Origin of the sequence: Peribacillus sp. B2I2 (assembly GCF_041261685.1) — a bacterium.
In the GTDB taxonomy this organism is placed as follows: Bacteria; Bacillota; Bacilli; order Bacillales; family DSM-1321; genus Peribacillus.
Genome location: NZ_JBGCCB010000001.1, coordinates 3,118,518 through 3,135,313, shown reverse-complemented (window position 1 = coordinate 3,135,313; position 16,796 = coordinate 3,118,518). Strand labels below are relative to the sequence as shown.

Annotated in this window: 14 protein-coding genes and 2 pseudogenes; 10 read left to right on the top strand and 6 right to left on the bottom strand. The window is 36.9% G+C overall.

From position 1 onward, the window contains the following. Positions 1 to 94: 94 nt before the first annotated feature. Positions 95 to 667, bottom strand: a complete 573-nt coding sequence (locus tag ABIE66_RS15435) for a biotin transporter BioY (protein WP_370015351.1) — start codon at positions 665 to 667, stop codon at positions 95 to 97. Between the two features lie 330 nt (positions 668 to 997). Here ABIE66_RS15435 and ABIE66_RS15430 point away from each other — a divergent pair, with 330 nt between their 5' ends. Both ABIE66_RS15430 and ABIE66_RS15425 read left to right on the top strand, forming a co-directional pair. After that, positions 998 to 1,516: an NfeD family membrane protein gene (locus ABIE66_RS15430; RefSeq protein WP_370015349.1), complete on the top strand. Its 519-nt coding sequence runs from the start codon at positions 998 to 1,000 to the stop codon at positions 1,514 to 1,516. A gap of 20 nt (positions 1,517 to 1,536) precedes the next feature. Next, positions 1,537 to 3,069: a flotillin lipid rafts scaffold protein FloT gene (locus ABIE66_RS15425; protein ID WP_289325359.1), complete on the top strand. Its 1,533-nt coding sequence runs from the start codon at positions 1,537 to 1,539 to the stop codon at positions 3,067 to 3,069. A 126-nt stretch (positions 3,070 to 3,195) separates the two neighbouring features. Here ABIE66_RS15425 and ABIE66_RS15420 read toward each other — a convergent pair. Further along, positions 3,196 to 3,489, bottom strand: a pseudogene (locus ABIE66_RS15420) (IS3 family transposase); the annotation flags it as partial. A gap of 224 nt (positions 3,490 to 3,713) precedes the next feature. Beyond that, on the bottom strand, positions 3,714 to 4,259 hold the full coding sequence (locus ABIE66_RS15415; protein WP_289325358.1) for a TetR/AcrR family transcriptional regulator: 546 nt from the start codon (positions 4,257 to 4,259) through the stop codon (positions 3,714 to 3,716). A 188-nt stretch (positions 4,260 to 4,447) separates the two neighbouring features. Here ABIE66_RS15415 and ABIE66_RS15410 point away from each other — a divergent pair, with 188 nt between their 5' ends. From ABIE66_RS15410 to ABIE66_RS15385, 6 genes are all read left to right on the top strand, one after another. Beyond that, positions 4,448 to 5,194 (top strand): SDR family oxidoreductase, encoded by a 747-nt coding sequence (locus ABIE66_RS15410; RefSeq protein WP_370015347.1) that lies wholly within the window; start codon positions 4,448 to 4,450, stop codon positions 5,192 to 5,194. A gap of 50 nt (positions 5,195 to 5,244) precedes the next feature. Further along, a complete protein-coding gene (locus ABIE66_RS15405; RefSeq protein ID WP_370015346.1) occupies positions 5,245 to 5,463 on the top strand; it encodes a hypothetical protein in 219 nt (72 codons plus the stop codon). 182 nt (positions 5,464 to 5,645) lie between these two features. After that, a complete protein-coding gene (locus ABIE66_RS15400; protein WP_370015344.1) occupies positions 5,646 to 6,836 on the top strand; it encodes an MFS transporter in 1,191 nt (396 codons plus the stop codon). A gap of 24 nt (positions 6,837 to 6,860) precedes the next feature. Continuing rightward, positions 6,861 to 7,568: an SDR family oxidoreductase gene (locus tag ABIE66_RS15395; protein WP_370015342.1), complete on the top strand. Its 708-nt coding sequence runs from the start codon at positions 6,861 to 6,863 to the stop codon at positions 7,566 to 7,568. A 949-nt stretch (positions 7,569 to 8,517) separates the two neighbouring features. Beyond that, the gene (locus tag ABIE66_RS15390) at positions 8,518 to 9,336 is read left to right on the top strand and encodes a GNAT family N-acetyltransferase (RefSeq protein WP_289325354.1); all 819 of its coding nucleotides are present in this window, start codon (positions 8,518 to 8,520) and stop codon (positions 9,334 to 9,336) included. 315 nt (positions 9,337 to 9,651) lie between these two features. Next, positions 9,652 to 10,206: a GNAT family N-acetyltransferase gene (locus tag ABIE66_RS15385; RefSeq protein ID WP_370015340.1), complete on the top strand. Its 555-nt coding sequence runs from the start codon at positions 9,652 to 9,654 to the stop codon at positions 10,204 to 10,206. A 233-nt stretch (positions 10,207 to 10,439) separates the two neighbouring features. On the opposite strand, the gene ABIE66_RS15380 is transcribed toward ABIE66_RS15385, so the two are convergent. Further along, positions 10,440 to 10,637, bottom strand: a complete 198-nt coding sequence (locus ABIE66_RS15380) for a hypothetical protein (protein WP_289325352.1) — start codon at positions 10,635 to 10,637, stop codon at positions 10,440 to 10,442. 194 nt (positions 10,638 to 10,831) lie between these two features. Continuing rightward, on the bottom strand, positions 10,832 to 11,449 hold the full coding sequence (locus tag ABIE66_RS15375) for a TetR/AcrR family transcriptional regulator (RefSeq protein WP_370015337.1): 618 nt from the start codon (positions 11,447 to 11,449) through the stop codon (positions 10,832 to 10,834). A gap of 172 nt (positions 11,450 to 11,621) precedes the next feature. Here ABIE66_RS15375 and ABIE66_RS15370 point away from each other — a divergent pair. Then, a pseudogene (locus tag ABIE66_RS15370) lies at positions 11,622 to 12,813 on the top strand (YhgE/Pip domain-containing protein). 438 nt (positions 12,814 to 13,251) lie between these two features. Next, the gene (locus ABIE66_RS15365; protein ID WP_289325349.1) at positions 13,252 to 13,935 is read left to right on the top strand and encodes a C40 family peptidase; all 684 of its coding nucleotides are present in this window, start codon (positions 13,252 to 13,254) and stop codon (positions 13,933 to 13,935) included. Positions 13,936 to 14,980: 1,045 nt separating this feature from the next. On the opposite strand, the gene ABIE66_RS15360 is transcribed toward ABIE66_RS15365, so the two are convergent. Further along, positions 14,981 to 16,600 (bottom strand): ABC-F family ATP-binding cassette domain-containing protein, encoded by a 1,620-nt coding sequence (locus ABIE66_RS15360; protein ID WP_289316127.1) that lies wholly within the window; start codon positions 16,598 to 16,600, stop codon positions 14,981 to 14,983. Positions 16,601 to 16,796 lie beyond the last annotated feature (196 nt).

Here is a 16,796-nt window from a genome sequence, read left to right as displayed (position 1 = left end):
TGTGTGCAAGTGTTCGGGAAATTGAATTATGAGGAAAAAGTGAATAGACGAAAGAGAGGGTACCACAAGCAGTACCCTCTCTTTCATTTACCCATCATTGGGAAAGTGTTGCACTTTTCTTTGGCAGCATATTAGCCGATGCTAACCTTGAACGGATAGTAATGCCAAGCCAAGATGCAAGAAATGCCTTTAAAACGCCTACGATTATAAATGGAGCAAAACCGCTGGCAAATGCCACTGTCCATGATAATGAGCTCATATATTTTAACCAAACTGTACCGATAATCAAAGTAAGTATCATCCCGATAATATTTGCAATGAAAGCCATTGCAACTGAGAACCGCGTTTTTTCCAATATCAGACCGGTTATATATACTGTCGGGATATAGGATAATAAATAACCGCCAGTCGGACCGAATATCTTAGCAAGTCCTCCAGACATTTCAGCGAATACTGGTACTCCGGCAGCTCCTATGAACAAGTATAATAAAACGGAAGAGGTTCCATAACGTGAACCCAGTATCGTAGCTGCCAATCCAACAGCTAAAGTCTGTCCTGTAATCGGTACCAAGGGCAGTGGAATTGTAATTTGGGCTAGTATTCCTATAAGTGCTGCAAATAAAGCTGTAACCATCATCATCCTTAACTTCTCATGACGTTCCTTCATCGTGTTTCCTCCTAATGTAAACCTGGTTATCAAACGAGTTAACATATAAAGAATTCTAATATGTTAAGTAAACACTGTCAATAAATATTATGAATTTTATTTTAATATTGGTCTTAATATGACCAGATTTGTAAAAAAAGAAAGAAAAATGGATGTCAGTTTCAAAGTTGGTAAAAAGATGAAACTTTTTGAATGTGTCATTCGTATGAATGGTAAGTAGAGTAAATGGAGGGGATTATAACCATATATTATCAATGTTGGTAAAACGCTTATCCTAGGTCCTTAAAGTAGTAAGCGGCTAGGAAAAATCGAATTTAAAGGATGAAAGAGATGGAGTTATTTGGGGTTCCATTAGAAACAGTCTATTTATATGGATTAATTATATTCGGAGGGCTAACATTCGTATTTATCTTGTTTAATGATATTTTTTCCGGCCTTGAATTACCGGATATATTTAATCCAACTCTCATTTTTAGCTTTTTGACCGTGTTTTTTGCGAGTGGGTTTTTGCTTGAATCGCTTTCAGGACTTAATGCTGGATTGAGTGCAGGCATTTCCCTGCTCATTTCATTTACCATCGTCACTTTACTGAATGTATTTGTTTTGATTCCCATCTCATCAGCGGAAGAAAGTTTAACATTCCATGAGAATGACCTGAGAGGGAGGGTTGGTAGGGTTCTGACATCAATCCCGGTTGACGGGTTTGGTGAAGTCCTTATTGAAAGCATCAGTGGCAGCATTGCGAAAACTGCGGCGAGTTATAAGAATGAAGGAATTGTTTCTGATACAAAGGTCTTGATCATTGAAGTTAAAAATGGGGTTGTCTATGTTTTGCCCCATCAGGATTAAAAAAGGGTAGGAGGAAAATTATGTTTAATTTGATTTGGGTTGTTGTCGCCATTGTTGCATTTTTACTTATCGCACTTATCGCTGTCTTTGTTACGAAATACCGAACGGCTGGTCCTGATGAAGCATTGATTGTGACCGGAAGCTACTTAGGCAGCAAAAATGTTCACATCGATGAATCAGGAAATAAAATTAAAATCGTCCGCGGCGGAGGTGCTTTCGTACTGCCGGTGTTCCAGCAAGCGGAACCATTGAGCTTGCTGTCAAGCAAACTAGAGGTCTCGACTCCTGAAGTATATACAGAACAGGGTGTTCCTGTCATGGCCGATGGTGTGTCGATAATCAAGATTGGCAGTTCGATCACCGATATCGCCACAGCGGCAGAACAATTCCTTGGTAAATCAAAAGATGACCGTGAGCAGGAAGCACGGGAAGTCTTAGAGGGACATCTTCGTTCCATCCTTGGTTCGATGACAGTCGAGGAAATTTATAAAAATCGTGAAAAGTTTTCCCAGGAAGTACAAAGGGTAGCTTCACAGGATTTAGCTAAGATGGGACTCATAATCGTATCATTCACCATTAAAGATGTCCGGGATAAGAACGGATATCTTGAATCGCTTGGTAAGCCAAGGATTGCGCAAGTGAAAAGGGATGCCGATATAGCAACCGCCGATGCAGAGAAAGAAACGCGAATCAAGCGAGCCGAAGCTTCGAAGGAAGCCCAGCGTGCCGAACTAGAAAGGGCGACTGAAATAGCCGAGGCCGAGAAAATCAACAAGCTTAAGGTTGCGGAATTCCGGCGTGAGCAGGATATTGCCAAAGCACGAGCTGACCAAGCTTACGATCTTGAAACGGCCAGATCCAAACAGGATGTAACAGAACAGGAAATGCAAATCAGGATCATTGAACGTCAGAAGCAAATTGAGCTGGAGGAAAAAGAAATCCTTCGTCGCGAAAAGCAATATGATTCAGAAGTGAAGAAAAAGGCTGATGCCGACCGTTATGCGGTAGAGCAGGCAGCCTCCGCTAACAAGATGAAACAGATTACAGAAGCGGATGCCGATAAGTACAAAATTGAAGCCATGGCGAAAGCGGAGGCGGAACGTGTTCGAATGGATGGTCTTGCTAAAGCGGACGCACAAAGGGCACAAGGTACCACTGAAGCGGAAATCATCCGGTTAAAAGGGGTAGCAGAGGCAGAAGCGAAGCAGAAGATCGCTGAAGCTTTTGAACAGTTCGGGCAAGCGGCAGTAATGGACATGATTTTGAAAATGCTGCCGGAGTATGCTAAACAAGTGGCAAGCCCGCTTAGTAATATCGACAAAATTACTGTAGTGGATACCGGTGGAAGCGGTGCGAATGGCGGGGCTAATAAAGTGACCGGGTATGCAACGAATTTAATGGCGACATTGCAGGAATCATTAAAGGCATCTTCAGGCATTGATGTCAAAGACTTACTTGAGAATTTCTCAGGAAAGCGGAATTTGCCAATATCCACCATCAATCAGGAGAGTGTTGAAGCGAATATGAATATGGCAGCAAGCAAGGAAGAGTAACAGGGGAAAAATTTAAGGGAGGTAAGAGCACTAACATGCTCTTACCTTTTTTGAATCGTGTATGTTATAAGAAAAGGCTGGATCAGTTTACTGAAGTGAACCCAAAAAGTTAGATACTTTATTTAATTAGGCAACCTTGAGGGCATGAACCCGGTAATCTACTGGGCTCATGCCTTTTAATTTCATTTTGATTCGTCGGTGATTGTAATGGATATAATCTTAAAGTTCTTGTTTGAAATGCTCAATGCTGTTGAACTTCTGTAAATAAAGTAATTCAGATTTTAGTAAGCCAAAGAAGTTTTCTATGACTGCATTGTCTAAACAATTTCCTTTGCGGGACATACTTTGTATAATGTTATGTCTTTTCAAATCATGTGAGTATTGTTTCATCTGGTAATGCCAGCCCTGATTTGAATGAAGAGGGGGGATCTTTCGATTCCAATCGCATAAAGGCTAAGCATCTTGGAAAACTGGGTGCAGTTCAAAATTTAGATAAACATTTTCTTTAACTTAACTATATTTATTCAAATTTTTAACAAATGCATTAATTGCTTTACATAGTCTTCTGGTTGGTTAACTAAAGCCTCTTTTAGTTTAAGTACATTCCTTTATAATTCGTATTGAAATGAACAACGACCCTATAATTATAAGTTCCTTTCTAAAAGTTTTCCTACTTTTTCTGCCATTTCCTGTGGTGGATAAGGCATCCCATTTTTTAGCCACCATTCCACTACACCAACGTAAGCATTGGCAACAAATTCGACAACTATATCTTCGCTTTGACCAAGGTTTTTGCCCTTTGTTATATCCACGTCTTTTTTGAACTCTTCGATATTATGTAGAACAAACCGACTACGAAAATACCGAGCTCCTTCACTGGCCAACATCGTCGAAAAAAATAAATAATTATTTTCAAGATACTCCATGCAGTGTACAGTCGATTCAATCCAATCCAGTTCAGTTTCCGACTCACAAAAGTCACTCATGTTCGTAATATGTTCTTCCATGATCTTATCCAACAGATCAAATTTATCTAAATAATGAAGATAAACAGTTGCACGGTTAACATTTGCCCTGTCAGCAATATCCTGAATGGTAATACTATCGAAATTTTTTTCTGACATCAATTCAAGAAATGCTTTTTTAATTGCTCCTTGAGTTCTAACTATCCTTCTATCCACTTTTGCCATGTTATCAATACCATACCTTCCTTGAGATAATCGACAATTTTTATTGATTTGTTGCCTAAACAACAAATCCGGTTAAATTAACGAGTGTGATGTCTTGTTTTGTTTATAGTTATATTATAAATTATTGACAGATGTCGTAAAAACATCAATTGTAACTTTTATTTTACATGAAAGGATGAAAAAACGAAATGACAATTGAAAACAAAGTGGTTGTAATTACAGGTGCAAGTTCAGGTATTGGGGAAGCCACAGCTAAGCTGTTAGCTGAAAAAGGTGCAAAAGTTGTACTTGGTGCAAGACGTGAAGAGCGTTTAGCAAAATTAGTTGAAGAAATTAGATCGAACGGTGGTCAAGTGGCTTATCGCGTTACAGATGTGGTTAATCCAGATGATAGTCAGCAGCTTGTTCAACTAGCTAAAGACACTTTTGGTGGTGTCGATGTAATCTTCTTGAACGCTGGACTAATGCCTAATTCACCACTTTCCGAATTAAAAACTGACGACTGGAACAGTATGGTTGACGTTAATATTAAAGGTGTATTGAATGGTATCGCCGCAGTATTGCCAACATTTACATCGCAAAAGTCTGGACATATCATTACTACTTCATCAGTAGCTGGGCTTAAAGCTTACCCAGGCGGTGCGGTTTATGGCGCAACAAAGTGGGCTGTTCGTGATTTAATGGAAGTTTTGCGTATGGAATCTGCCCAAGAAGGTACTAATATCCGCACAGCAACTATTTATCCAGCAGCGATCAATACGGAATTGTTGGATACGATTACTGATAAGAATATTTCAGAAGGTATGACTGCGTTGTATGAACAATATGGTATTTCACCTGATCGAATTGCCAATGTTGTTGCATTCGCGATTGATCAGCCAGAGGATACGAACATTAATGAGTTTACAATTGGACCAACAAGTCAACCTTGGTAATACTTTGTTCATCATGAGCGAGCACGCTCACTCACGATGCCATAGTGAAGATGCTTACGAATTGGCGGCAATATCAAAAGAGCTGTACATCGTTCCATGCAGGACATGTTGATTTGTACGACAAGACGGATTTGATTCCATTCGACAGGGGATTGGAAGCATACTTTACCGAGAATTTAAGTAACAATCGCTTCAAAGGCTCTAATCACCATCGCAGATCAGAAGGAACCACCGTTTCGCTGGATTGGTGGTTCAGATGCCATCGCTAGTGCGGAACAGAAAGTCGCAGAGCAAAAGCAGGTCAATGCCTATCGTGACCTTTCGGCTTCCCTCACTTATGAGGATGCAAAAGCTTTCAGACGAAGTAACTTTGAATTCTTCGAGAAGAAATTTTAATAAAATGCCTCCATTGCTTTTTGGGGGCATTTTATTGAGGATAGGAGATCATTTTATGACTAAACGAAATAACTTGCTGATTTTCATATTGACCATAGGAGTTTTCGGAATTATAAATACTGAAATGGGGGTTATTGGGTTATTGCCTTCCATTGCTGATCACTTTCATATCAGTGTATCAAAAGCAGGGTGGCTGGTGAGTCTTTTTGCTCTTACTATTGCTGTATCTGGACCAACGATGCCGTTATTGTTTTCCGGGATAAATCGTAAGAAGGTCATGTTACTTGTATTAGGAGTTTTCGTTTTGGGAAACATTGTATCCATATTTACATCTAATTTTACCATTCTATTAATTGCTCGTATAATTCCAGCCTTTTTTCATCCAATTTATTGTTCTTTGGCATTTACAGTAGTTGCTTCCTCAGTAAGTAAAGAAGAAGCGCCAAAAGCTGTTTCTAAAGTATTTATAGGAGTATCTGCTGGTATGGTAGCCGGCGTACCGATCGCAAGTTTTATTGAAAGTGCCGTTTCGTATGAAATGGCGATGGCATTTTTTGCTATAATTAATTTTATTGTATTCATTGCTACATTGATTTTCGTACCATCCATGCCTGTTGAAGAAAGACTTTCTTATGGTAAACAATTTTCCGTATTAAAAAAACCTATTATATGGCTTTCCATTGTGACTGTCATTTTATTAAACGCAGCTATATTTGGGGTTTATAGTTATTTTGTTGAATATCTGAAAACAGTAACGAATATGTCCCCTAATACTATAAGTTTAACGTTATTCATCTTCGGTGGAGCCAGTATTATTGGAAACATTATCGCAGGAAGGTTACTTACTCATAATGCCATTAAGTCTGTAGTATCTTTTCCTTTGTTATTGGGTGGTGTTTACATCATTTTATTCTTCACAGGACAGTTTACCGTACCTATGGCAATAATAACTTTAATTTGGGGAATATTGGCTGGAGGGATAATGGCAAATATTAATCAATATTTGATTGTGTCTTCAGCTCCCGAAGCGCCTGATTTCGCCAATGGGTTATTTATATCATCCTGTAACGTAGGAACAACATTGGGTGCAGCTGTAGGCGGGTTATTTATATCACAAATGGGTACACAATACGTCGTATTAGTGGGAATCCTATCATTGATCCTAAGTTTGGTAACTATTTTACTAAGAAACTATATGTATAGTCCTACAGAAAAACTTTCTAAATCTGCTCTAGCCCAAGATTAGTAGTCATAGAATGGAGGTTTTAAAATGTCAAAGGATATAAAAGTTGCACTTGTTACCGGTGGGAACCGAGGAATTGGGTATGAACTGGTCAAACAATTGGCTTTGAATGGTTTTAAGGTCATTTTGGCAAGTCGGGATCCAGAAATGGGTCATGAAGGTGCACTAAAACTTAAGGAGTTAAATCTGGAGGTTTCGTTTGTGACGTTGGATGTAGATAATCAAGAAAGCGTCAGTCAAGCTGCGATTACAGTAAATGAGCGGTATGGAAGGTTAGACGTTTTGATTAATAATGCTGGTGTATATTTGGATGAGAATAAAAAGTTAGTGTCTATGGACCCTTACATTCTGGAGAAAACAATGGCAACAAATTTCTTTGGAGTTTACCATGTGATCCGTTCCTTCATTCCCCTCATGGAAAAACAGGGCTATGGGAGAATTATTAATGTTTCCTCAGAATATGGGGCGATGAGCGAAATGTCATATCCAGGAGTAGGAGCTTATAAGATGTCTAAATTTACCTTAAATGGATTGACACAATTGATAGCCGCAGAATTGAATGATGATATCAAAATAAATGCGGTCGATCCGGGATGGGTAAGCTCAGATATGGGTGGGCCATCGGCTCCAAGAACTCCTAAGCAAGCTGCGGAGTCTATCCTGTGGTTAGCGACGATTGGACCTGAAGGACCTAATGGCGGCTTTTTTAGAGATGGAAAACGAATCGATTGGTAACATTACTATTACTTTGTGTATTTGGGAAATAAATAAGGGTTACACAGAGGTTACCTTGGAAATTCTCACTAGTTTTGTTGGATGGTTAAGGAATCCATTCCAAAGTAATTCAATAACTCCGTTAAAGCACAAAAACAGAGAAAACTATTAATCTTACTATTACAGCAGTAACTAATTTCTATGGTTATTTTTCATCGAACCACACTTAAACACAAAGTAAAGAAACAGTATAATATTGTTCAACTAAAATATGCTTTACTTCAATAAGGGAGTTGCTCGTCAGCTCATTTTCTTACAGAACTAAAGGGGCAGCTTGGTTTCAGAAAATGGTGTTTTTACAATATAGAGAAAAAAAAACCCCGAAAGATCGGGGTTATTTTTTATTTACTTGACGTCCACTTTTTTTGGAGCTCTGTGAACTTGTGTTTCCAATTTGAAATTCATTACCTAATTCAACATCATTTCTTTTATCCTGTTTCTCGATTTGCTTTCGCGTTTGATCCTTGTTTTGCATCCCTTGTTTAGACAATACGTATCCATCTCGCTTTCAATGTTATTGTTTTTAATATGCGCAAGTATAAGGGAAAATACGTATGATTTATTTAAAAGATAATAAATGTACTAATAGGTTCTGGAAATAAAACTTTCTTGTTGCACTTACGGGTGCGTTATCTGAAAATCGAAGCTGTCTTTAAGGCAGCTTTTGTGGAATTAAAACAAAGTTCAACCGTTTGCAATAAAGTTGCACCGTTTTGAAAAAGGTCAACCGTTTATATGTGGATTTTTGATAATGTAGGATTTTCTCTTATTAAGCAAACGGGCCAGAATGTAAAGTAAGATTGTACAACTAAGGTTAGAGAAGGATTTCACGAAACTAAAATAGAATTTCACACTAATACTTTTAGATGATTTATTGGATAGATTCTCTTTATTTTATGAGTAATATTGCATGAGTACTAATGAGATCAACAAAAATACGAGGTGTCCAAACATGAGTTTTTATTTTAAAGAATGTAAACAAAGTGATATTGGGGATTTAATCCAAAGATATGTTAGTACATTAAGTTCTCCTATTGATTCCTTTTTAGAGGAGCACATTCTCAATTCCGTATTTTATACAATCAGTTACAACTCTGAAGTTGCAGGTTATTATGCCATACATAGTAATCAGTACCTAACTCAATTTTATTTAGATTTATCATACTACAAAAAATCCCAAGAGATTTTTGACAATGTTCTTAAGGATCATTCAATTCGGTCAATACTGGTTCCAACATGCGACGAACTTTTTTTAAGTTTGGTATTAGATCATGATTATAAGATCGAAAAACAAGCTTACTTTTTCCAAGATAACAAAGTGGAAATTCCAAAGGGAAAATTATTTAAAGATGGGGAATTCAGAGCTGCGGTGCCTAGCGATGCTGCAAAAATAACTGAGGTATGTCAGGACTTCATTGATAAAGTGGAGGAACGTATTGAAAATAGGGAAATATTCACCTACACCAAAGGAAGTATTCTGCTTGGAATAGGGATTATGGAAACAAGTAAGTTACTTGATAGATATGGAAATATCGGCATGTTTACAAATGAACAATACAGAAAAAAAGGAATAGGCAGAACGATAATTCATCATTTAAAGGAACGGTGTTATGACAATAATCTAAATCCGATTTGCGGTTGTTGGTATTATAACACTCCCTCGAAACAAACGTTAGAAAGTGCTGGTATGGTCTCTAAAACAAGATTATTAAATATCAAAGTCCTATAGGTAGAAAATGATCAAAAATTTTTATAAAAACCAAACTTAAATCTGCTGGAGAAGATTCCATTTTGATCAATCTTTTTTTCAAAATGGATTCTTTTTATTTATCGTAAAATACTGGTTTGTGAGTTAATTTTGATCAAACTTTATTTCAAAGCAACAGCTTATTCTTATGGAACTAACGTGGCAGTTTAGTTGAAGATTGAATACGTTGCAAAAAGGGATTTATACTGTTAAGGCGAATAGTTAATAATTGGATTTATTTTAAAATGGAGAGATATTAAGAGTTAAGAAAAGACCTAAATAGAAAGGTTGTTTTATTTGAACAAATTTGACTGCGTTTCTGAAACAGGAAGATTAGTAATAAGACCATTAAAGGAAAATGATTTTAAAAATTGGCTTAGCGAATTTAAAAATAGACATCCTTCTCAACACAGGTATGATCAAGGGAAGATTGATATGAGTGAATGTATAGAGGAATGGTTTACCAACTTAGTGGAAAAACATCAAGAATTAGCAGTGGATGATATAGCATATGTTTTTGGTGTCTTTAGGAAAGAAGACGGTACACATCTTGGAACGATAGATTTTTCCACCTTAGAGAGAAATGACTTTCAATGGGGTAGGATAGGTTACACTATTCATAATCAATATTGGAGAAATGGTTATTGTAAAGAGGCAGTAAAAGAAGCCATTAATATCGCCTTTAAAGACTTAAATTTCCACCGAATTGAGGCTCATATAAACGTTGATAACACACCTTCTTATAAGTTAGCAGAGAGTGTAGGCATGGAGTTTGAATGCATAAGAAAAGGATTTATTTTTGAATTTGGTGAATGGACTGATAATCTGGTTTATTACATAAATTCCAAATAGAAAATTCTTCAACTACGAGGTTCGGTAGCTTAGATCTGGGGCTACCATAAGGTGGAATTTTTGCTTAATTAACTAAAGGGGCAGAATAGTTGATGAAGGTATTTATTGTTCAGAAAGAGAATAGTATTCGGTAAAGGTTGATTTTTAAGGAGTAAACAAACTTAATATCAGGAGGGGAAAATGGTTGATTATAGTTATGAGAAACAACATCTGAAAAAACTCAGGACTTTTATTTATATCACGATAGCATTAATTTTTTCAATGTTATTTATATTTATTAGCATTTTTCTTTTGTATTTTTCTATGTCAAGCATTTTAGACGTTGTGTATTTTCCACCAAAACTAGCGATTTTTTCATTCATAATTTCTATTGTATTTTCTGTTTTAGCTATAAAAAATCTCTTTGGTAAGATTTTGTTAGTATTAAACATATTTCTAATGCTATTTATGATTTTTTATGGACCATAAATAGATACAAGAAGACTAACTTAGGGTGAAATAGTCAGGCTGTTGTTTAGACAGCCTTTTTTTATGGAACTAAAGGGGCAGTTTAGAGTATAAGCATATTTATAATAAAGGGACAGTACCTATTTTTCATGGTATTGTCCCTTTATCCCTGTGTGATTTATTTTTTTAAACCTGCTGCAAAGAAGGGACCATTAACTGTAATGGTTGATAGGATACGAGCCATTTCTTGAGGGGATTCTTTCCTGCCACTATCCAACCATTGTTGAATTACTCCTATATGTGCAGATGCAACGTAAGAAGCAAAATATTGTCCTGGAACAAGTAAAATTTCCTCCTTAATAAGTGCGTTTGGATTATTTCCAAACAGTGTATTCCACATAAATTCTTTCAGTCTTGTTTGAAATGATAAATCTCCTTTTGGACCTAACACAGCTTTCATAAATCCACTATTTTCATTAATATACTCAAATATTGAAACTGAGAGGTTAAACGGTGCTAAAGTCGGAGAGTCGGTTCCAAGTGTGGCAATAACACCTGGAAAGTTCTGTTTTGCAATTCTGGACATTTCAAGCATGATTTCTTCTTCGTATTTAGTCATTAAATCAAATTTGTCTTGAAAGTGTGCATAAAATGTGCCTCTATTAATTTTTGCTCTGGTTGTTATGTCTTTAACCGTAATTGCTTTGAACCCTTTTTCATCGATTAATTCTACTAGTGCATTTCGGATGGACTCTTTTGTCCGGATGATCCGTAAATCCGTATTACTATCTAGCAAGTTAATTCCTCCTTGATTTTATCCAACACATTTATAAAAGGTGTTCCGTAACCAACACATGTGACATTTTTGATTATTGAAACAGAACTAGTCCCCAAATTATAATTTGAATGTAGTAAATAAAACAACAGGTTGTTCTTTATTATAAACCCAAACCAAGGAGGGGAAAAATATGTTTAAAAACAAACTGGTATTGATTTCACCTATCATCGCATTTGCAGTTATTTTTATTTTTTCACTGACATTATTTCCATCGGTTCAATCACAACCGAAAAATCTGCCGATTGCAATCGTAAATGAGGATGAAGGAGTGGAAATTCCTAATCAACCAAAGATGAACATGGGGCAAACGATTGTTGAAATGATACAAAAGTCTTCAGCATCAACCAAGGATAGAGACCCTACTGTAAAATGGGCAGAAGTAGACAGTAATTGAGGCAGTCCAAAAAGGTTTAGATAATCAAAAGTATTACGCGGCTTTAGTTATTCCCAAAGATTTTAGTCCAAAGCAAGCATCATTACGGACACCAGCACCTTCTGCACCTGAAGTACAAATATTTATTAATCAGGGAATGAATACGGCTGCTTCAACGATGGCAGGACAGGTCTTGAATGGAGTAGTTGACAACATGAACAACACTGTCCGAAAACAACTACTTGATGGTTTTGAAAAACAAGGAGCAACATTGACTGCAAAACAGGCAGCAAGCCTTGCAGTTCCAATCGCTAAGAAAGTCACAAATGTCAATGAAATTGGCACGAATAGTGCGAATGGAAATGCTCCTGTTTCTTTATTCCAGCCATTATGGATGGCTAGTTTGGCAAGTGCTGCGATTATCTTTATTTCCATTAGCAAAATGCCGATCCGTACTAGAAAAGAAAACCTTGTCAGAAAGGTCGGGCAAATTTTAATGGGTGCGGTTGTAGCTCTGGTAATTGGATTTGGCTTAACCTGGATAGCAGATGGTATGGTTGGTTTAAATATCCCGAATTTCATGGATACGGCTTTATTTTTATCAATTACATCCTTTAGCTTTTTTCTAATGATATTAGCTGTACTTTCACTATTGGGGCTTAAAGGTATGCCTATTTTTATCTTAATGCTTTTCTTTGGTGCACCATTGCTTGCAATGGCTCCAGAAATGATGTCTCCATTTTATCACGATTGGGTTTATTCTTGGTTGCCAATGAGATTTATGGTAGAAGGGCTTCGAGGATTTTTCTTCTTTGGGGAAGGCTTAACCTGGAATACACCTGTTTCTGTTCTTGTTTGGATTGGATTAGTAAGCACGATTGTGATACTGAGTACTGCTTTAAAACGCAATGGAGTGAAGGAAGTAGTATCGGATTCTCGAAATATATAAAACATGGATACAACGTTGGTCAATTTATTGCCATGTTTAACAAAAGAGTCGTTTCTCTTATAGGGAAAACGACTCTTTTTATTGAGTATGTGAAAAAATGTACTTAAACTGTATTTAAGGCAGCCTTTTTCATTTACTCTTAAGTATTAAACAATAATATCTACTACCTATTGTTTATTTTTTCACCCTAATTCCAGAAAAATCTATTAGGGACTATAAGAAGTAGAGTATATGTGGTTCGAAAAAAAGAAACTATTTTAGGATGATCCATAGTCCATAGTCTTAACACCTTTCGGGAACGTTAGGGATATTTTAGTTATTTTGTATTTTATGCACACTTTATGCACAAATTTGTAATGATAATGTAAAATTAGGTAAATATGTGTGTCACTTAAAGATGATAAAATTATAAAAAAAGAAATTTTATCGGGGGAGAAAATGAAAAAAATTATAGCATCTTTTGTAGTCTCTGGATTGTTACTATCAAATCCGTTGGTTAGTAATGCTGCATTGGGCGATCGTACATTAAAAAGTGGAATGACTCATACAGAAGTAAAACAATTACAAGAGGTTCTAAAGAAAAAAGCATACTTTAAGAGTAATAATACAACTACATATTTTGGTACCGTTACTAAAAGTGCAGTCGTAAAGTTCCAAAAAAGTAAAGGCTTAAAAGCTGATGGTATTGTAGGTCCCAATACATATAAAGCTTTGGGGGTAAAAAAGCAGACATCCAACGTAGCTAATATTAATAAAACAAGCAATAAATCTACTGCGATTGTGAATGAAGCAAAAAAACATTTGAATGTACGGTATGTATGGGGTGGAACTACACCAAAAGGTTTTGATTGCAGCGGATTCCTAAAATACGCTTTCGATAAAGGTGCAGATGTCACTTTACCAAGAACGGTATCGGAAATCTATAAAAAGGGGACAAAAGTGTCCAAACCACAAGTTGGAGATTTGGTCTTTTATGAAACCTATAAACCTGGTGCCTCACATGCTGGTATTTATATAGGTGGTAATCAATTCATACACAGCTCCTCATCAAATGGTGTTAGCATTTCCTCTATGGATAATAGTTATTGGAAGAAAAGGTATTTAGGAGCAAAAAGAATGTAATAGAGAAAGTTGCCAGTTCTTTTTATTAAGAGACTGGCTTTTATAGTTCTACCAATAGGTTACGATACAAAGAAGTCCTATGGATGGTAGTATCTCTTCTAGAATGGACAGTCTCTTATTTTTTTCCATTCTTCTCCTCAATTTTACGAACCAACTGGTTCGCTGGCACCAGTTGATCTAAAGTAATCATTTCAAGTTGATCTCGCTGAATAGAATCATGTTTAAAAGCATCCTCATCACCTCAAGATTTTAATAATTCTAGGCAAAAGGGTTCTATCTAAAAGTTAAAACAAAGTTGATTGGAGCGAGTGTGCGAGACTCCTGCGGGAAAAGCGCGTCCAGGGGGAGACCCCGCAGGCGCAAAGGCACCGAGGAGGCTCCCGGACCGCCCGCGGAAAGAGTGCCTGGAGCGGAAATCAACGTCTAAATTGTACACCCATAAAAAAACTGTAGACAAAATCGATTTTCATCGAGTTTGTCTACAGTCTAAGGTAAAAGCACTGATATGCGCTTACCTTTTTTGAATCGTGTATGTTTTAAGAAAAGGCCGGATCAGTTTACCTGGCCTTTTGTATTTAACAAATTTGTTCATCATACTCGGCTTTCAAGAAATTTAACAAATTTTGCTTTTGGTGGGAATAATGAAAACAATTAAAGTAAAAGGAAAAGTCGTCAAAAAAGAGTGGATTTTTATCCTCGAAGCCATAAGTATTTAAAAAATCCGAAATTATTTTTTCTTGATCCACTAAGTCGAACAATCCGGATACATAAAATTGATAACTGAATTTATCATATAAAAAAAGGTATCCTGTATCCTCAAAAATATTTTTCACTGTATGACCATCCAATTCAACTCACTCCTTCCTTACCAATATACCTTTTTAACCATGAAATTATTCAGTGCCCATCTTTCAAGGAATATTATTATATTTATTGCAGAGTGTTTTTTATACCTTCAATGCATTGAAGGAATGAAACAAATGCAGGTAGGGAGAATCAGGAACCAAAAAAAAGCACATCCAATAAGGATGTGCTTTCATAAATCTTATTTGTACATTTCAGCCACTTGTTTTTGTAATTGGCTATTTTCAAGGTATTCATCATAGCTAATTTGCTTATCAACTGTACCTTTTGGTGTAAGTTCAATGATTCGGTTCGCTATAGTTTGGATGAACTGATGATCATGAGAAGAGAAGATCATCGATCCTTTAAAGCTGATCAAACCGTTATTCAATGCCGTAATTGACTCTAAGTCTAGATGGTTAGTAGGTTCATCAAGCATTAGCACGTTCGAACCGCTTAACATCATTTTAGAAAGCATACAGCGGACTTTTTCGCCCCCTGAAAGAACACTTGCCTTTTTCGTAACTTCATCGCCAGAGAATAACATTCTGCCCAAGAAACCGCGCAGGAAGCTTTCGCTCTGGTCATTAGGAGAATATTGACGGAGCCAATCGACAAGAGTTAAATCGACACCTTCAAAGAACTCGGCATTATCTTTAGGGAAGTATGCCTGAGAGGTCGTAACGCCCCATTTGAATGAGCCGCTATCCGGTTCAATTTCACCTGCCAAGATTTTGAACATTGTTGTTTTGGCAATCTCATCTTTACCGACAAAAGCGATTTTGTCACCCTTATTCATTGTGAAGCTGACATTATCCAATATTTTTATGCCATCGATCGTTTTCGAGATTCCATCTACACGAAGCAGGTCATTCCCGATTTCACGCTCAGGTGAAAAGCCGACATATGGATAGCGGCGAGAAGAAGGCTGTATGTCATCCAAGCTGATTTTGTCCAATAATTTCTTACGGGATGTCGCCTGGCTTGATTTGGATGCATTGGCACTGAATCGAGCGATGAAATTTTGAAGCTCTTTGATTTTTTCTTCTTTTTTCTTGTTGGCATCTTGAGTCAATTTAAGGGCAAGCTGGCTTGATTCATACCAGAAGTCATAGTTACCGATATAAACTTTGATTTTACCGAAATCTAGATCCGCAATATGTGTACAAACTTTGTTAAGGAAGTAACGGTCATGGGAAACTACGATAACTGTGTTTTCAAAGTTGATCAAGAACTCTTCCAGCCATTTGATCGCTTTTAAGTCCAAGTGGTTGGTAGGCTCATCCAGTAATAGAACATCCGGCTTACCGAATAGTGCCTGGGCAAGCAATACTTTAACTTTGTCGCCACCGTTCAATTCTGCCATTTTCTTTGTATGCAGGTCTTCTGCAATACCAAGGCCTTTTAAGAGAATGGAAGCTTCAGGTTCAGCTTCCCAACCATTTAATTCGGCAAATTCACCTTCAAGTTCGGCCGCTTTCATTCCGTCTTCGTCCGTGAAGTTTTCCTTCATATAGATGGCATCTTTTTCTTGCATGACTTCATATAATCTTTCGTGTCCCATAATGACAACTTTAAGGACCTCTTCTTCTTCAAAAGCGAAGTGATCTTGTTTTAGAACGGCAAGGCGTTCGCCAGGCCCCATATGGACATCACCGGATTGTGCTTCAATTTCACCGGAAAGGATTTTTAGGAACGTGGATTTACCCGCACCATTAGCACCTATCAGACCGTAGCAGTTACCAGGCGTGAATTTTATATTAACATCTTCAAACAGTTTACGATCGCCATAACGTAAACCAACATTATTTACTGTAATCATTTATTTACATTCCTCCAAAATACTTTTGTTTCAACGTGTCCAACACTTTGTTTCATTAGTTTTACGCTGATTCATACAAAAAGCAGTTTACGATCTTGTATGTTTTAAACTGTGCATCATTTAAATTGTATCTTATTTTTGTAAAAAGTTAAAGGTGGATTATTAAAAACAAGGTAATAAGGTAGAATTTCTAACG

Excerpts from the sequence above, each read along its gene's own strand:
- ABIE66_RS15435 (WP_370015351.1), bottom strand. The coding sequence starts at position 667 with ATGAAGGAACGTCATGAGAAGTTAAGGATGATGATGGTTACAGCTTTA.
- ABIE66_RS15430 (WP_370015349.1), top strand. The coding sequence starts at position 998 with ATGGAGTTATTTGGGGTTCCATTAGAAACAGTCTATTTATATGGATTA.
- ABIE66_RS15425 (WP_289325359.1), top strand. The coding sequence starts at position 1,537 with ATGTTTAATTTGATTTGGGTTGTTGTCGCCATTGTTGCATTTTTACTT.
- ABIE66_RS15415 (WP_289325358.1), bottom strand. The coding sequence starts at position 4,259 with ATGGCAAAAGTGGATAGAAGGATAGTTAGAACTCAAGGAGCAATTAAA.
- ABIE66_RS15410 (WP_370015347.1), top strand. The coding sequence starts at position 4,448 with ATGACAATTGAAAACAAAGTGGTTGTAATTACAGGTGCAAGTTCAGGT.
- ABIE66_RS15405 (WP_370015346.1), top strand. The coding sequence starts at position 5,245 with ATGCTTACGAATTGGCGGCAATATCAAAAGAGCTGTACATCGTTCCAT.
- ABIE66_RS15400 (WP_370015344.1), top strand. The coding sequence starts at position 5,646 with ATGACTAAACGAAATAACTTGCTGATTTTCATATTGACCATAGGAGTT.
- ABIE66_RS15395 (WP_370015342.1), top strand. The coding sequence starts at position 6,861 with ATGTCAAAGGATATAAAAGTTGCACTTGTTACCGGTGGGAACCGAGGA.
- ABIE66_RS15390 (WP_289325354.1), top strand. The coding sequence starts at position 8,518 with ATGAGTACTAATGAGATCAACAAAAATACGAGGTGTCCAAACATGAGT.
- ABIE66_RS15380 (WP_289325352.1), bottom strand. The coding sequence starts at position 10,637 with ATGTTTAATACTAACAAAATCTTACCAAAGAGATTTTTTATAGCTAAA.
- ABIE66_RS15365 (WP_289325349.1), top strand. The coding sequence starts at position 13,252 with ATGAAAAAAATTATAGCATCTTTTGTAGTCTCTGGATTGTTACTATCA.
- ABIE66_RS15360 (WP_289316127.1), bottom strand. The coding sequence starts at position 16,600 with ATGATTACAGTAAATAATGTTGGTTTACGTTATGGCGATCGTAAACTG.